This is a genomic window from Aliiroseovarius sp. xm-d-517 (assembly GCF_013283135.1).
Lineage (GTDB): Bacteria > Pseudomonadota > Alphaproteobacteria > Rhodobacterales > Rhodobacteraceae > Aliiroseovarius > Aliiroseovarius crassostreae.
This window is the reverse complement of sequence record NZ_WBXT01000001.1, coordinates 2,844,659-2,859,864: the sequence shown is the minus strand read 5'-3', so window position 1 is coordinate 2,859,864 and position 15,206 is coordinate 2,844,659. Positions and strand designations below refer to the sequence as shown.

Annotated in this window: 16 protein-coding genes; 12 read left to right on the top strand and 4 right to left on the bottom strand. The window is 59.0% G+C overall.

All coding sequences use genetic code 11. The annotated features are described in order from the left end of the window. Positions 1–81: 81 nt before the first annotated feature. Complete coding sequence (locus XMD517_RS13665; RefSeq protein ID WP_173485008.1) at positions 82–588, bottom strand: MarR family winged helix-turn-helix transcriptional regulator; 507 nt, start codon at positions 586–588, stop codon at positions 82–84. A 102-nt stretch (positions 589–690) separates the two neighbouring features. On the opposite strand from XMD517_RS13665, the gene XMD517_RS13660 reads away from it, so the two are divergent. Then, positions 691–1,290, top strand: a complete 600-nt coding sequence (locus tag XMD517_RS13660) for a YceI family protein (RefSeq protein WP_173485007.1) — start codon at positions 691–693, stop codon at positions 1,288–1,290. After that, entirely contained in the window at positions 1,290–1,862 is a 573-nt protein-coding gene (locus XMD517_RS13655; RefSeq protein ID WP_173485006.1) for a cytochrome b, read from the top strand. The genes XMD517_RS13660 and XMD517_RS13655 overlap by 1 nt, the downstream gene beginning before the upstream one ends. Before the next feature lie 69 nt (positions 1,863–1,931). On the opposite strand, the gene ychF is transcribed toward XMD517_RS13655, so the two are convergent. Then, positions 1,932–3,029, bottom strand: a complete 1,098-nt coding sequence (gene ychF, locus XMD517_RS13650) for a redox-regulated ATPase YchF (protein ID WP_055190177.1) — start codon at positions 3,027–3,029, stop codon at positions 1,932–1,934. A 116-nt stretch (positions 3,030–3,145) separates the two neighbouring features. Here ychF and XMD517_RS13645 point away from each other — a divergent pair, with 116 nt between their 5' ends. The 3 genes from XMD517_RS13645 (at position 3,146) to XMD517_RS13635 (ending at position 5,692) form a co-directional block, all read left to right on the top strand. Next, the gene (locus XMD517_RS13645) at positions 3,146–3,343 is read left to right on the top strand and encodes a hypothetical protein (RefSeq protein ID WP_173485005.1); all 198 of its coding nucleotides are present in this window, start codon (positions 3,146–3,148) and stop codon (positions 3,341–3,343) included. Positions 3,344–3,397: 54 nt separating this feature from the next. Next, complete coding sequence (gene trpA, locus XMD517_RS13640; RefSeq protein WP_173485004.1) at positions 3,398–4,201, top strand: tryptophan synthase subunit alpha; 804 nt, start codon at positions 3,398–3,400, stop codon at positions 4,199–4,201. A gap of 315 nt (positions 4,202–4,516) precedes the next feature. Further along, complete coding sequence (locus tag XMD517_RS13635) at positions 4,517–5,692, top strand: alpha-hydroxy acid oxidase (protein WP_173485003.1); 1,176 nt, start codon at positions 4,517–4,519, stop codon at positions 5,690–5,692. 67 nt (positions 5,693–5,759) lie between these two features. On the opposite strand, the gene XMD517_RS13630 is transcribed toward XMD517_RS13635, so the two are convergent. Further along, entirely contained in the window at positions 5,760–6,020 is a 261-nt protein-coding gene (locus tag XMD517_RS13630; RefSeq protein WP_173485002.1) for a hypothetical protein, read from the bottom strand. A gap of 211 nt (positions 6,021–6,231) precedes the next feature. Between XMD517_RS13630 and XMD517_RS13625 the strand changes: the two genes are divergently transcribed. The 7 genes from XMD517_RS13625 (at position 6,232) to XMD517_RS13595 (ending at position 13,691) form a co-directional block, all read left to right on the top strand. Beyond that, the gene (locus XMD517_RS13625) at positions 6,232–8,376 is read left to right on the top strand and encodes a DEAD/DEAH box helicase (protein ID WP_173485001.1); all 2,145 of its coding nucleotides are present in this window, start codon (positions 6,232–6,234) and stop codon (positions 8,374–8,376) included. Positions 8,377–8,513: 137 nt separating this feature from the next. Continuing rightward, positions 8,514–9,176, top strand: a complete 663-nt coding sequence (gene lepB, locus XMD517_RS13620) for a signal peptidase I (protein ID WP_256415709.1) — start codon at positions 8,514–8,516, stop codon at positions 9,174–9,176. A gap of 106 nt (positions 9,177–9,282) precedes the next feature. Next, positions 9,283–9,918, top strand: coding sequence for a 50S ribosomal protein L25/general stress protein Ctc (locus XMD517_RS13615; protein ID WP_173484999.1), 636 nt, complete (start codon positions 9,283–9,285; stop codon positions 9,916–9,918). Positions 9,919–10,096: 178 nt separating this feature from the next. Next, positions 10,097–10,570: a DUF411 domain-containing protein gene (locus XMD517_RS13610; protein WP_173484998.1), complete on the top strand. Its 474-nt coding sequence runs from the start codon at positions 10,097–10,099 to the stop codon at positions 10,568–10,570. A gap of 207 nt (positions 10,571–10,777) precedes the next feature. Then, positions 10,778–11,455, top strand: coding sequence for an aminoacyl-tRNA hydrolase (gene pth, locus XMD517_RS13605; protein WP_055190191.1), 678 nt, complete (start codon positions 10,778–10,780; stop codon positions 11,453–11,455). Beyond that, positions 11,452–12,483 carry a DUF2332 domain-containing protein gene (locus tag XMD517_RS13600; RefSeq protein ID WP_173484997.1) on the top strand — a complete coding sequence of 344 codons (1,032 nt, stop codon included), beginning with the start codon at positions 11,452–11,454 and terminating at the stop codon, positions 12,481–12,483. The genes pth and XMD517_RS13600 overlap by 4 nt, the downstream gene beginning before the upstream one ends. A 38-nt stretch (positions 12,484–12,521) precedes the next feature. Then, the gene (locus tag XMD517_RS13595; RefSeq protein ID WP_173484996.1) at positions 12,522–13,691 is read left to right on the top strand and encodes a serine hydrolase; all 1,170 of its coding nucleotides are present in this window, start codon (positions 12,522–12,524) and stop codon (positions 13,689–13,691) included. A 231-nt stretch (positions 13,692–13,922) separates the two neighbouring features. Here the strand turns inward: XMD517_RS13595 and trpB are convergent, their stop codons facing one another. Next, a complete protein-coding gene (gene trpB, locus XMD517_RS13590) occupies positions 13,923–15,170 on the bottom strand; it encodes a tryptophan synthase subunit beta (protein WP_173484995.1) in 1,248 nt (415 codons plus the stop codon). Positions 15,171–15,206: the final 36 nt, after the last annotated feature.

The window sequence follows — 15,206 nt, the reverse complement described above, 5'->3', positions numbered from 1 at the left end:
CCGTTTAATGGGATGCGACGGGGGGGGCAAGAGGGAAAAGTGAGAAAACCATGAAGCTTGCGCAATCCCCGAATTTGCGGGTCAGGCGTCAGGCCTGGACGGATCGCGGGGCGGGAACTTATGCGCAAACTTCTCTGCTATTTCATCGGTAAGGAGGTATTGCAGCCCCTGCCCCAAAGCATGGGCCAGATCTGCTGGCAGTTTTTCTTCGATTTCAGAGATCATCAACCAGCCATAGATCTGCCACATCCTGGCCCGCAGATCACGTCCCGCCTCTGTGATGCGCAGCACCCGGCCCCGTCCATCATTTTCCGCGGCACATTGGGTGACCAGCCCTGACTCCACCATTCGTTTGAGCGTGCGCGACAGGTTGGGCTGATCAAACAGGCTGAAGCTTTCCAGCTCAAACTGGCGCAGCCCCTTGTCGCCGCCATTTTTTTCAAGCGCCCACAGGACATCATACCAGCGCGCATTGGGCAGGCCTGCGCGCTTGAGCGCAACCTCGAACCTGCCGGTTACCTGCCGGTGCGCTAGGTTCAGCAGCACCCAGATTGCGGTTGTACTGTCATTTGGGTTTGGTGTGTCCATCTCACATTCCTGTTATGTCACCCTCGTTTCGCTTGCAAGGGCGTGGTCATTTAGATACATGCACATGCATCTAAATAGTGCAACACACTTTGGAGTGATTCCATGAAACAGATCCTGCTTGGCACCGCCCTTGCCTCCCTGACCTTCACAACCGCCGCCAGCGCGGAGATCTACAAATTCGATCCGGGCCATACCGAAATCCATTTCTACTACAACCACGCTGGCCTTTCCGATCAGCACGGCCAGTGGAAAGTGATCGACGGAGAGGTGGATTTCGACCCGGCCAATGTCGAAGCCACCAAAGTCACCGTCACCATTGATCCGGCCTCGATCGACACCGGCGTGACCGCGCTGGACGAGCATCTGAAAAGCGCCGATTTCTTTGATGTGGAAACCTATCCCACAATCACCTTCACCTCGACCGGGGTAGAACAGACCGGTGACAACACCATCAACCTGACCGGCGACCTGACCATCAAGGACAACACCAAGCCGATCACGATGGCCTTCACCCTCAACCATAATGGTGCCCACCCGCTGGGGGAATTCGTCGAATTCTATCAAGGCGACTGGATCGGCGTGCAGGGCACGGGCGAGATGCTGCGCTCGGATTACGGGGTGGGCATGTTTGCACCGCTGACCTCGGATGAGGTGCGCCTGGGCATTTCGGCTGAACTGCGCAAAGGCGGATGGCCGGAGTAATGATCCGCAACACGCAGACCAGTTGGGGGGCGCCTGCGCGCCTCCTGCATTGGGCCACGGCCGGGGTGATCCTGTTTTGCCTCGGGCTGGGGATTTACATGACACAATGGGTCACCGATGCGCTGGCCCAGTTTCCACTGATCCAGACGCATAAAAGCTGGGGGTTTGTGGCCTTTGTTCTGGCGGGATTGCGCATTGTCTGGCGGCTGATGAACCGCGCGCCCGATATGCCCGACCATATGCCGGCCCATGAACGTCTGGCCGCCCATCTGGGTCATCTTGCGCTTTACGCCCTGATGCTGATCATGCCGCTTTCCGGCTGGCTCATGGCGTCGGCCTCTCCCTTGCAGGATACGTTTGGCATCAAGAACAAAGTGTTTGACCTGTTTGAGATGTATGACCCGTTTGTGCCGGGTGACAAGGCGCTGTCTGAACTGTTCGCCACGGTGCATTTCTATGCGGCATGGGCGCTGGTGGCCGTTTTGATTGGCCATATCGGGGCAGCGCTCTATCACCATCTTTACCACAAGGATGACGTGCTGAAACGTATGAGCTTCGGACGGTTTGACTGACCCTGAAACAAAAATGGCCGGAGCAATGCCCCGGCCGTTTTCATTGGTCTTGCACCCGATCAGGCCCGATCAGGCGTTGAACAGGAAGTGCAGCACGTCGCCGTCCTTGACCATATAACTCTTGCCCTCAGCGCGCATCTTGCCCGCCTCCTTGGCCGGACCTTCGCCCCCCAAAGCCACGTAATCATCATAGGCAATGGTCTCGGCACGGATGAAACCGCGCTCAAAATCCCCATGGATCACACCAGCTGCCTGCGGCGCCAAAGTGCCTTCGCGAATGGTCCAGGCCCGCGCCTCTTTCGGGCCAACCGTGAAATAGGTTTCCAGGTGGAGAAGTTCGTAACCGGCGCGGATCAGCCGGTCGAGCCCCGCCTCTTCCAGCCCAAGCTCCTCAAGGAACATCTCCATGTCATCCGCGTCGAGCTGGCTGATTTCCTCTTCGATCTTGGCAGAAATCACCACAGAGGCGGCACCTTGTTCTTCGGCCATTTTCGCAACGGCATCCGAGTATTTGTTGCCGGTCGCCGCGTCGCCTTCATCCACATTGCAGACATAAAGGATCTTCTTGGTGGTCAGAAGCTGCAGCATGTTCCATGCCTTGCGGTCCTCGTCGTCCACCTCAACCGTGCGGGCGGGCTGACCGTTTTCCAGGGCCGCCATGGCCGCCTTCATCAGCCGTTCCTGCTGCACCGCTTCCTTGTCGCCCCCGCGCACCTTGCGCACGATGTTCTGAAGGCGCTTTTCGATCGATTCCATATCCGCCAGCATCAGCTCGGTTTCAATCACTTCCGCGTCTTCGACCGGGTTCACGCGGCCTTCGACATGGGTCACATCACCATCATCAAAACAGCGCAGCACATGGGCAATGGCATCCACTTCGCGGATATTGGCCAGAAACTGGTTGCCAAGACCTTCGCCCTTTGAGGCCCCTTTCACGAGCCCCGCAATATCGACAAAGGTCATCCGGGTGGGAATGATTTCCTTGGACCCGGCAATCGCCGCCAGCTTGTCCAGACGGCTGTCCGGGACCGCCACTTCCCCCACATTGGGTTCGATGGTGCAGAACGGAAAATTGGCCGCCTGTGCCGCAGCCGTTTTGGTCAGCGCATTGAAAAGCGTCGACTTGCCCACATTCGGCAGGCCCACGATGCCCATTTTGAAACCCATCACGGCCTCCGTTCATAGTATAATACGTATCTGTCGCCATAATTCGGCTGGACGCGTTCTAGGGCTTTGACCGTCAGGGCGCAAGTGGGCTGGACCCACAGGAAAGGCGACGTTCCATGAAAATGCCCCCCTATGTGACCTTCAGCGGCACATGCCGCGATGCCTTTGAAACCTACACCCGCATTTTTGGGGGAGAGGTGTTGTTTTTCCAGCTTTACGATGAGATGCCCGGCGCTGAGGTGCGGCCCGGGACGAGCCTGCCCCTGCATGGACAGGCGCCCCTTGATAAGAAGACAAAAGACAGCCGGGATTGATTTCCCCGCCCGCTTCCGGCACATCGGTGAAGAGACAAGAACAGGGAACCACCGATGACACGCCCAGCAACCCGTATTGACGCCAAATTCGCCGAGCTGAAAGCTCAGGGCAAAAAGGCATTCGTTTCCTATATCATGGCCGGGGACCCGGACGTGGCCACGTCACTTGAGGTCATGAAAGGCTTGCCGGGCGCTGGCGTGGACGTGATCGAGCTGGGCCTGCCCTTCACAGACCCGATGGCAGATGGCCCGACCATCCAGCTGGCGGGGGGGCGTGCGCTGGACGGGGGCATGACCCTGCAAAAGACGCTCGATATGGCGGCGGAGTTTCGCAAGAGCGACGACACCACCCCCATTGTGCTGATGGGTTACTACAATCCGATCTACAACCGCGGGGTCGACACGTTTCTGAAAGACGCCAAAGCCGCAGGCATCGACGGGCTGATCGTGGTGGACCTGCCACCCGAAGAAGATGATGAGCTGTGCATCCCGGCGCAGGCTGCGGGTCTGAACTTCATCCGCCTCGCCACCCCCACCACCGATGACAAGCGCCTGCCCACCGTGCTGCAAAATACCTCGGGCTTTGTCTATTACGTCTCGGTCACCGGCGTCACCGGGTCGGCCGAAGCGCAAGCTGTCGACGTTGCCCCGGAAGTGGCCCGGATCAAGGCCAAAACCGATCTTCCCGTGATTGTCGGCTTCGGCGTGAACACGCCCGAGAAGGCCGAAGCCATTGCAGGGGCCGCCGATGGCACCGTGGTCGGGAGCGCCATCGTCAGCCAGATCGCCGCCGGGAAACCGGTGGGTGAGGTGCTGGAGTTTGTCAAATCCCTGGCCGACGGCGCCCATCGCGCCTGACCCGGCAACAGATAAACATGCTGCCCCCGGCGCTTCTGGCGGGGGCAGTTTTTTCAGATGGACCGGGCAATCCCTCGCCCCCACCTTCTCCCCCCTTCAAAGATGACCTCCTTTGACCGCAGTCCCCTGTGCCGCCCCGATCCGGGCGACACACAAGCTGTGGCTGGCCCAAGTCGTGTAACACGGCTTTGCGCGCGAACCCCCTGAGCCCATTTCCGCACGCGACCCCGAAGGGAAACAGCAGGACAGAAGAGGATTGCATAATCACATCTCAAGTGGTAAATAATTTTTACCAATTCAAGAAATGAGCCGATCATGCCCCTTCTCAACCCAGTCATCACCGAGGTCGAAGACCTGAAACGGATCTACAAACGCCGTGTCCCGAAGATGTTCTATGATTACGCTGAAAGCGGGTCCTGGACGGAACAGACCTTCCGCGAGAACACATCCGACTTCAACCGGATCTACTTCAAACAACGGGTCGCGGTGGATATGGATGGGCGGTCGACGAAGACGCAGATGATCGGGCGGGATGTGGAAATGCCTGTGGCACTTGCGCCGGTGGGGCTGACTGGCATGCAATGCGCCGATGGCGAAATCAAAGCGGCGCGCGCTGCGGAGAAATTCGGTGTGCCCTTCACCCTCTCCACCATGTCGATCTGCTCAATCGAAGATGTGGCGGAACACACCAACACGCCCTTCTGGTTTCAGGTCTACACGCTGAAAGATGATGACTTCATGCAACGCCTGTTTGATCGCGCCAAGGCAGCGGGATGTGACACGGTGGTGATTACGGTGGATCTGCAAATGCTGGGCCAGCGCCACAAAGATCTGAAGAACGGTCTGTCGGCCCCCCCCAAGCTGACGGTGAAATCCGTGGCCAACATGATGACCAAAGTGCAATGGGGCCTTGGCATGCTTGGCACCAAGCGGCGGTTTTTCGGCAATATCGTGGGGCATGCCAAAGGGGTCGAAGATCCCTCATCGCTCGCCACCTGGACCGCCGAGGCGTTTGACCCGTCCCTGGATTGGGACCGCATCCGCCAGTTCCGCAAAATGTGGGACGGCAAGCTGATCATCAAAGGGATCATGGAGCCGGTGGACGCGCTGGAAGCATGCAATGTCGGGGCCGATGCCATTATTGTCTCGAACCACGGTGGGCGGCAGTTGGATGGGGTACTGTCATCAATCCGTGCATTGCCTGCCATTCTGGACGCGGTGGGCGACAAGATCGAAGTGCATATCGACAGCGGTATCCGCTCGGGTCAGGACGTGCTCAAGGCCGTCGCCATGGGGGCCAAAGGTGCCTATATCGGCCGCGCCTTTGTCTATGGCCTCGGCGCACAGGGCGAGGCTGGCGTCACTAAAGTCCTTGAAATGACAAAGAAAGAGCTGGAAGTGTCGATGGCATTTTGCGGTCATACGGACATCAATACCGTGACACGGGATATCCTTTATATCCCAAAAGGGTTTTCGGGCGACTGGGAGTAGCCACCCCTCACGGATTTCCCCTCACGGCCCCGCCTGCGCAATCAGGCGGGGGTTTCACGACGACATATTATAGCTTGGTATCTTTCATAATAGCAGCCTTGACCTCTCGTTTGAGCCCTTCTGCAATCTCTGAGATCGCTGCATTACCAGAGAACTTTCTCAGCCGATCATCAATCATGCTTTCCACTGCGAGAATGGCTCTTTCAACACCTTCTCTGCTCGTCGGCTCAAATTCGATGGACCCTAAGCTACCGCTCAACTCAGAAACCGCTTGCTCGATTTCGGCGAATTGCTTTTGGACGTCGTCCAATCCTTCAATCTTAAACATATATTGGTAGTCCTGTTGTAGATAAACCCGAACTTCTGGCGTCGGAGACACCACAGTTTATCTATGCCAAGCAATCAAGCTTTCAACTCAAACGTGCAGCCTTTTCTGAAAGGCTCACATCAATCTGCCTCTATCCTTTTGCCTCGAAACCCTGTATGCGCAGGTCTTTCGCGCCTGCACCCTGCCCGGCGCCCCGATGAAAGACGCCGCCATGACGACCCCGACCCCCGCCCCCAACCTTGTTCCCACTCTTGCCCAGGCCCTTGCGGACAAAGGGTATGAGACCCTGACGGATGTGCAGGAGGCGGTGACCAACCCGGAGCTGGCCGATCAGGATCTGCTGGTTTCGGCCCAGACCGGTTCGGGCAAAACCGTTGGGTTTGGCCTGGCAATTGCCCCGACCATTCTGGAGGGTGAGCGCTTCGGCCCCGCCGCCACGCCGCTGGCGCTGGTGATTGCCCCGACCCGCGAACTGGCCATGCAGGTGAAGTTTGAGCTGAGCTGGCTCTACGCCCATGCGGGCGCGCGGATTGCATCCTGTGTGGGGGGGATGGATCAGCGCACCGAACGACGCGCCCTTGAGCGCGGCGCCCATATCGTTGTCGGCACACCGGGCCGCCTGCGCGACCACATCACCCGGGGTGCCCTGGTGCTGGACGCGCTCAAGGCCGTGGTGCTGGATGAGGCGGATGAGATGCTGGATATGGGGTTCAAGGAAGATCTCGAATTCATGCTGGACGCCGCCCCCGAAGAGCGCCGCTCGCTGCTCTTCTCTGCCACGGTGTCACCGCTGATCTCGAAACTCGCCAAGCAATACCAGCGCGACGCGGTGCGGGTCTCAACCGTGTCGAAGGAAAAACAACACGCGGACATCGATTATCAGGCGTTGCGCGTGGCGGATAAGGATGAAGAACACGCGATCATCAACCTTCTGCGCTATCACGATGCGCAGAATGCGATCGTATTTGCCAATACCCGCGCCACGGTAAACCGCCTGACCTCACGTCTTTCGAACCGAGGCCTGTCGGTGGTGTGCCTCTCCGGTGAACTGACCCAGTCCGAACGTTCCAACGCGCTCCAGTCCATGCGCGACGGGCGGGCCCGGGTCTGTGTGGCCACCGACGTGGCCGCGCGCGGTATTGACCTGCCGATGCTGGATCTTGTGATCCATGCAGAGCTTCCCACAAACACCGAAGGTCTGCTGCACCGCTCGGGCCGCACCGGACGCGCCGGGCGCAAAGGCGTGTCTGCACTGATCGTGCCCCCCCGCATGGTCAAACGCGCCGAACGCCTGCTGCGTTGGGCCAAGATCACCGCGAAGTGGGATTTGCCCCCCTCTGCGGATGACATCCGGGCGCGCGATGTGGAACGCCTCATGGACCACCCGATGTGGCAGGAAGGCCAATCCGGTGATGAAGGGCAGCTGGCAGGTGACCTGATCGCCCGCTTCACCCCGGAACAGATTGCCACCGCCTGTATCCGCCTGCACCGCGAACAGTTCTCGGCCCCTGAAGAACTTGCTGAAATCGCCGCCAAACCGGCACGCCGGGAGGAGCGGGACTTTGGCCCCTCGACCTGGTTCTCCCTATCGGTCGGGCGCAAGCAGAATGCCGAGCCGCGTTGGCTCCTGCCGATGCTCTGCCGGTCTGGCAATCTCGACAAAAACGACATTGGCGCCATTCGGGTCCAATCGCGTGAGACCTTTGTCGAACTGACCAATGACGCGGTCGAGAAATTCCTGGCCGCAGCCCAAGGGGGTGAGCTCGAAGATGGCATCCGCGCCACACAACTGGACGGCAAGCCGGACCTGACCCCTGCCCCGCGCAAGGCCGGTGGAAAACCGGGTGGGAAATATGGCGACAAGCCTGGTTACACGGGCCCCGGTTACAAGGGCAAGGACAGGTCAGACCGGGAAGATCGCGCGCCACAACCACACCGCAAGGGCGATAGCTCCGAACGGCCTGCAAAACCCAAGAAATCGCTGCGTCCGCAAAACCAGCGCGATGATCGCGCCGCGGCCCCCTCGGCCAACACGCCGGAGCAATGGGCTCCCGCACTGGCCCCGGAAGTGAACCCCGAAACGCGCAGCGAGTATCAGCCGCCCAAATCGCGTGACGAGAAAAAAGCCACCACGGCGAGCACAGCCCCCAGCAAGAAACGCGATGCGGAGGGGAAGAAGCAGCGCTGGAAAAAAGACAAACCCGGCAAGGCGGGAAAAGCAGGCAAATCGGGTAAGTCTGATGGCAAGTTCGGCAAACCTGCCGGGAAGGCGGCCAAATCGCCCTCTAAACCGCCAAAGGCCCGCAAGAACCAGCCGCGCGGAGCCAATGCTCTGCCGCGCCGAACCAAAAAATAACAACCGAAGGCAGCTCCTGCAAAGGGGCTGCCTTTTCGCCCGCCCGGCTGCGCGCAAAACCGGTTGGAACAGGGCAATCTGATCGGTAGGTTAAAAGGGACCTTTATCTTGCCGAGTATGAACCCAAGTATCCACCCATGCGCCGCACCCTATCTTCATATGCCGCAACCATCCTCTTGTTTGCCATCACCTTGACACCCCACGGTGCCGCTGCCGGATCCTGCATCTGTTTTTCCTGCGCTTTTAACCCAAAACTGGAAAATTTCCGGGCATCCTCCGCGGCGATGGCGCCCACGATGATGACCGGGGACTGCGCCACCATGCGCCATATTGACCCGCAAACAGATCAAGTTCAGCGCGGCGACATCATCGGCTTTACGCATCCGATGCAGCCCGCCACGTTTGTTTTCAGGGTGATGGCGATTGCCGGGGACCGAATCCAGCTCAAGGATGGGGGTGTCGTGCTGAACGGACATCCGTTGCCACAGGAGGTGCTGAGTGAGGACATATCCACGGTTCCGACAACACCCCCCTTCCCGCGATGCGCTGAGCGCCCTGCCATTCCGGGGAAAAGCTGCACCCGCTTTCGGCTGCGCGAAACCCTGCCATCAGGCAAGAGCTACGAGATCTGGAATATCGGGACGTTCAGGTTTGACACCACCCCCGAATTCATTGTTCCAGCGGAGCATGTTTTTGTCCTGGGGGACCATCGCGATAACGCCGCAGACAGTCGCGTCCCTCAAGCCGCCACCGGACCCGGCATGATCCCGGTTGAAAACATTCTCGGCATCTTTGAATAAGCGCAGAAATGCCTTCCCTTTTGAATGATTCCCCTGTATGGGCAGGGCTTCATCGCGGGGCTACAGCCTTGGAGGAGCCCCGCCCTATCTATATTGGAGAATTCAAATGGCAAAAGAGATCCCTGATCTTGTTGCTCAGAAACGCGCGGGGACGGGCAAGGGCGCCGCTCGCCAGGCACGTCGTGACGGGCTGGTTCCGGGTGTGGTTTATGGTGGCGACGCCGATCCCCTGTCGATCAACATTCCGTTCAACGACCTGCTGAAGAAACTGAAAGCCGGCCGCTTCCTGTCGACCCTTTGGAACCTGAAGGTTGAAGGTGAGGAAGATGTGCGCGTGATCTGCCGCGGCGTTCAGCGTGACGTTGTGAAAGACCTGCCGACCCATATCGACCTGATGCGCCTGCGCCGCACCTCGCGGATCAGCCTGTTCATCCACGTGGAATTTGAAAACCACGATGATGCGCCGGGTCTGAAAAAAGGCGGCGTTCTGACCGTTGTGCGTCCGGAAGTCGAACTGAACGTTGTTGCCGGTGACATCCCCGAGCAGATCGTTGTCGACCTGGCCGGCCGTGACGTGGGTGACGTGATCCACATTTCGGACGTGACCCTGCCGTCGGGCGCCAAGCCGACCATCGACCGCGACTTCGTGATCGCCAACATCACTGCACCGAGCTCGCTGCGTTCGTCGGATAACGAAGACGAGGGTGAAGGCGAAGGCGAAGAGGCTGCAGCCGAAGAATAAGCCCTGGGCGAAAGCCGAGGCGGAAGCGGGGCCCAATCGGGCCCCGTTTTCTTTTGCCCAACCGACTGCGCAGCACCGGTGCTGTTCACACATTTTCGTGAAATTGACTCAGGTCAACACATCCGCAGTTCTGGCAAGGGTAGCAATGGACAGACTTATCCAGACGACAGGATACTCCATGACACAGAGCCTTATCACGCGCCGCCACGTCCTGGCGGGCCTTCTGGCAACCCCGGCGCTTTCCGCCCTGCCCGCCTTTGCGACCACCCCGCACCTGATTGTTCACAAGGATCCAAGCTGCGGCTGCTGCGGGGCCTGGGTCAAGGTGATGCAAAGTAGCGGGTTCACGGCCGAGATCAACAACATGGATTATGATACGCTTTATGAATTCAAGCGTGCCGGTGGCATTCAGGATGATCTGATGTCCTGCCATACTGCCGAGGTCGAAGGCTATCTGATCGAGGGTCATGTGCCAGCACCAGATCTGAACCGCCTGCTGGCGGAGCGTCCGGAGGCCATCGGCCTGACGGTTCCCGGCATGCCCTATGGTGCCCCCGGCATGGGGCCGGAAAGCGAGCGGGACGCCTATGATGTGCTCTTGATGCGCAAAGATGGCTCGACCGAACTGTTCGCCCGTTACCCAGCAGCCTGACCCCCTGAGGCCAGATCAGGGCAGCCTCCCCAAACAGGGGCGCTGCCCCTCGGACTTCGTCCTCACCCCGAGGTATTTGCGGCAAGAAAAAGCCCGATGGGACCCTTTTGCAAGCATATGGTGACACATCAGATGCCGCATGAGTTGAGCCATCGTGACAGTTGCGCTACATCAGGCGGATAAATTTCTGCTCATGTGGAGAATGCCATGCGACTTTTTGTTGGCCTTGGGAACCCTGGACCGAAATATGCGGGCAACCGGCATAATATTGGCTTTATGGCCCTGGATCAGATTGCCTCTGACCATGGGTTTTCTCCGTGGCGGGCGAAATTTCAGGGGCAGCTCTGCGAGGGCAAGCTGGGTTCCGAGAAGGTGATCTTGCTCAAACCCGAAACCTTCATGAACCTTTCGGGGCAATCGGTCGGAGAGGCGATGCGGTTTTACAAACTGTCCCCCGCGGATGTGGTTGTGTTTCATGATGAGCTGGATCTGGCGCCGGGCAAGTGCCGGGTCAAGACCGGGGGCGGGCATGCCGGGCATAATGGGTTGCGCTCCATCCATCAGCATATCGGTGCCGAATATGACCGGGTGCGGATGGGGATTGGCCATCCCGGTCACAAGGATGCGGTTTCGCGCTATGTGCTGAATGACTTTGCCAAGGCGGATCAGGGCTGGCTGGACGATGTGTTACGGGGCTGCGCAGATGGCGCGCCTGACCTTGCGCGTGGGGATAGCGGGAAGTTCATGAACGCCATCGGCCTGCGCGTGAACCCGCCCCGCTCGTCAAACGGGTCAAAGACGCCCCCGGAGAAAAAGCCCGAGAAAGCGACGCCCGCTGAGGACACGCGGTCGCCATTGCAAAAACTGATGGACAAGTTCTCTTGACCCTGCGCGCCGCCCTGGAGCAACAGGCGCGCAGCAATACCAGTCTGGGATCGCCTTTTACCGCACGTATTTTACAGCTTCTAGCACAGCGGCTGAGCCCCGGCACCGAGTTGACCGACAGGCTGTTTCATTGGCCCGGCGAACTGGGGCCCATTGGGCAGTCCGTCCCCTTGCGCCTTTTGGCAGGGTTTCATGCGCTGGTTCTGACCGGAGCCTGCCCGGAGCTTGTGGCGGTGTACCCACCCCATCCTGCCCCGGAGGAGGATGACCGGATTTGGGCAGCCCTTGAGAGTGCCCTGCGCGATCACAGCAAGCTGCTGCACCACTGGCTCGACAATCCCCCACAAACCAATGAGGTGCGCCGCGCAGTGGTGATGATCGCGGCGGGGCATTTTCTGGCCTCCCGCTTTGATCTCCCCTTTCGAATGCTGGAGCTTGGCGCCTCTGGCGGGTTGAACCTGATGTGGGACCGGTTCGCGCTTATGCTTCCAGACGGGCAAATGGGACCGGCAGACGCACAAGTGGTGCTCAGGCCTGAATGGCGTGGGGACCTTCCGACACAGGCGGCACATGCCCCCGTTATTCTGGATCGCCGGGGGGTGGATATCTCTCCGCCAAATGTGCGCAACGCCGATGATGCGCTGCGCCTGCAATCCTATCTTTGGGCAGATCAGCCGGAACGTCTGGACCGGACCCGCGCGGCAATCGGATTGTTTGATGCCAAGGTCGATCAGGGCGACGCGGCGGATTGGCTTGTGGACCAGTTGACGCGCACGGCACCGGACCACCTGACGCTGATCTACCACACCATTGCGTGGCAGTATTTCCCAACCGAAACACAAACGCGCTGCCTGTCCGCGATCAAGGCCGCAGGCAGGCGGGGGCCTGTTGCCCATCTGTCGATGGAGGCCGATGAGCATATTGGCAACGGCGCCGCCATCACGCTGACCTTATGGCCTGACGGGCAACGCCTGACGTTAGGTCGTGTGGATTTTCATGGACGCTGGATCGATTGGACGGCACCTTAGCGCAGCGTTCGCCCCCTTCATGCAAACCCGGAGACCTCATGGAAAACCTGTTTAAGCGCATCATCAAGCTGCTGTTGGCGGCTTTTGTCCTGGTGGCCTTTCTGGGGCTGTGGAAAGCCGAGGAACTGAAGCGACTGCTGGCGGTTAACACGCTGTTTTCCGAAGAAAAGATCGTGCACAACTTCTCGCATATGAAGGACGCTTTTCTGACGGTGCCATTGTCGCGTGGCGACGGCCCGGTCAGCCCGCTGCCCAAGGGCGACAATCTGGAACTGCCCGACGGGGCCCAGGCGTGGATCACGGATCGCTCTGTCACCGCGCTTGTCGTGCTACAAGGCGGGGAGCTGCGCCATGAGAGCTATCACCTTGACACCCAAGCCGATGACCTGCGCATCAGCTGGTCGGTGGCCAAAAGCTTTCTGTCCGCCCTGATGGGGGTGCTGGTAGAGCAGGGCTCTGTCGCCTCTCTGGACGACCCGGTGACCAAATATGCACCCAGCCTGATTGGGGGCGCATATGATGGGGCAACAATCCGCAATGTGCTGAACATGGCCTCGGGCGTCACCTTCAACGAAGATTATCTGGACAGCGGTTCGGACATCAACAAGATGGGACGGGTGCTTGCGCTTGGAAAATCCATGGATGATTTCACCGCAGAGCTGACCGAACGTTTCGCCCAACCAGGAGAGACCTGGCAATATGTCTCGATCGACACCCATGTGATCGGCATGGTCATCCGCGGGGCCACCGGACGCACAATCCCGGATCTGATGAACGCCTATATCACCGGCCCGATGGGCTTCGAAATGGCCCCCTATTATCTGAGCGATGGGGAGGGCGTGGCCTTTGTGCTGGGCGGGCTGAACCTGCGCACCCGGGACTATGCCCGGTTTGGACAGATGTTTTTGCAAAAGGGTGAATGGCAGGGGCAGCAGGTGGTGCCAGCGCAGTGGATTGCAGCCTCCACCATACCCTCGGCCCCCACAGAGCCGGGCGAACAGCAATATGGCTATCAATGGTGGATTGCGCCGGATGCTCCCGAGGGGGAGTATTTTGCCCGTGGTATTTATGGCCAATACATCTTCATCGACACGAACCGAGATGTGGTTGTCGCGGTGAACGCAGCAGACCGTGGTTTTCGGGAACAGGGCGCGCATGAAGCGAATATCGACATGATGCGCAAAATCGCTGCCGCAGCAGGAACATAACCTGCCTTTAAGCTGGCAACAGCGGGGTGCCCCAAAGCAGGTAAAACCAGAATACTAGTTTTCTAGTTTTCTAGTTTTCTAGTTTTCTAGTTTTCTAGTTTTCTAGTTTTGCGGCCCGAGATCTGAGGGGCAACCACGTTCCCCCCAGATCCGCGACTTTAATCTGTCGGATATGACAAAAAAGCCGCGCTGGATTTGCGCGGCTTTCTTTTTGACCATTGAACGCGTGGATCAGTCCACCTCGCGCCCTTCTGTGTCAGACATATCGAACCCAAGGTATTTCGCCACTGTGAAAATGTCCTTGTCGCCGCGGCCACACATATTCATGCAAATGATGTGATCCTCGGGCAGTTTGGGCGCAATTTTCATCACATGGGCCAGAGCATGGCAGGGTTCCAGCGCCGGAATGATCCCTTCGGTCGAACAGCTGAGCTGAAACGCCTCAAGCGCCTCTTTGTCGGTGATCGAGACATATTCTGCGCGACCTATTTCATGCAGCCAACTGTGTTCAGGACCAATCCCCGGATAATCCAGACCCGCCGAGATCGAATAGCCATCCAGAATTTGACCGTCATCGTCCTGCAGCAGGTAGGTCCGGTTGCCATGCAACACGCCGGGGCGTCCACCGGTCAGCGAGGCGCAATGCTCCATCTTTTCATCCACACCTTTACCACCGGCTTCAACGCCAATGATCTGCACGGATTCATCGTCAAGGAACGGATAGAAAAGGCCAATCGCGTTGGACCCACCCCCAATAGCGGCAATCACCGTGTCGGGCAGCCGACCTTCGGCTTCCTGCATCTGGGCTTTGGCCTCTTTGCCGATGATCGACTGGAAGTCCCGCACCATGGCCGGATACGGGTGCGGCCCTGCGGCCGTGCCGATGCAATAGAACGTGTCATGCACATTGGTCACCCAGTCACGCAGCGCGTCATTCATGGCGTCCTTGAGCGTGCCGCGGCCGCTTTCCACCGCGATCACTTCCGCACCAAGCAGGCGCATCCGGAACACGTTCGGGGCCTGACGCCGCACATCATGCGCGCCCATATAGACCACACATTTCAGACCGAACTTGGCGCAAACCGTGGCGGTGGCGACCCCGTGCTGACCAGCCCCCGTTTCGGCGATGATCCGGGTTTTCCCCATACGTCGCGCAAGCAAAATCTGACCCAGCACGTTGTTGATCTTATGCGCGCCGGTGTGGTTCAGCTCGTCGCGCTTCATATAAACCTTTGCGCCACCAAGATGGCGGGTCAGACCCTCGGCAAAATACAGCGGCGAGGGGCGGCCCACATAATGCTTCCACAGGTGGTCCATCTCGGCCCAGAAACTGGCTTCCGTCTTGGCCTTCTCATATTCGGCCTCGAGATCGAGGATCAGCGGCATCAGCGTTTCCGACACGAAGCGGCCACCGAAATCACCAAAACGGCCGCGCTCATCCGGGCCATTCATGAAGCTGTTGAAAAGATCGTTGGACATGAGGTCCCCCTGTTTACGTTGCCGGACTTTGATAGG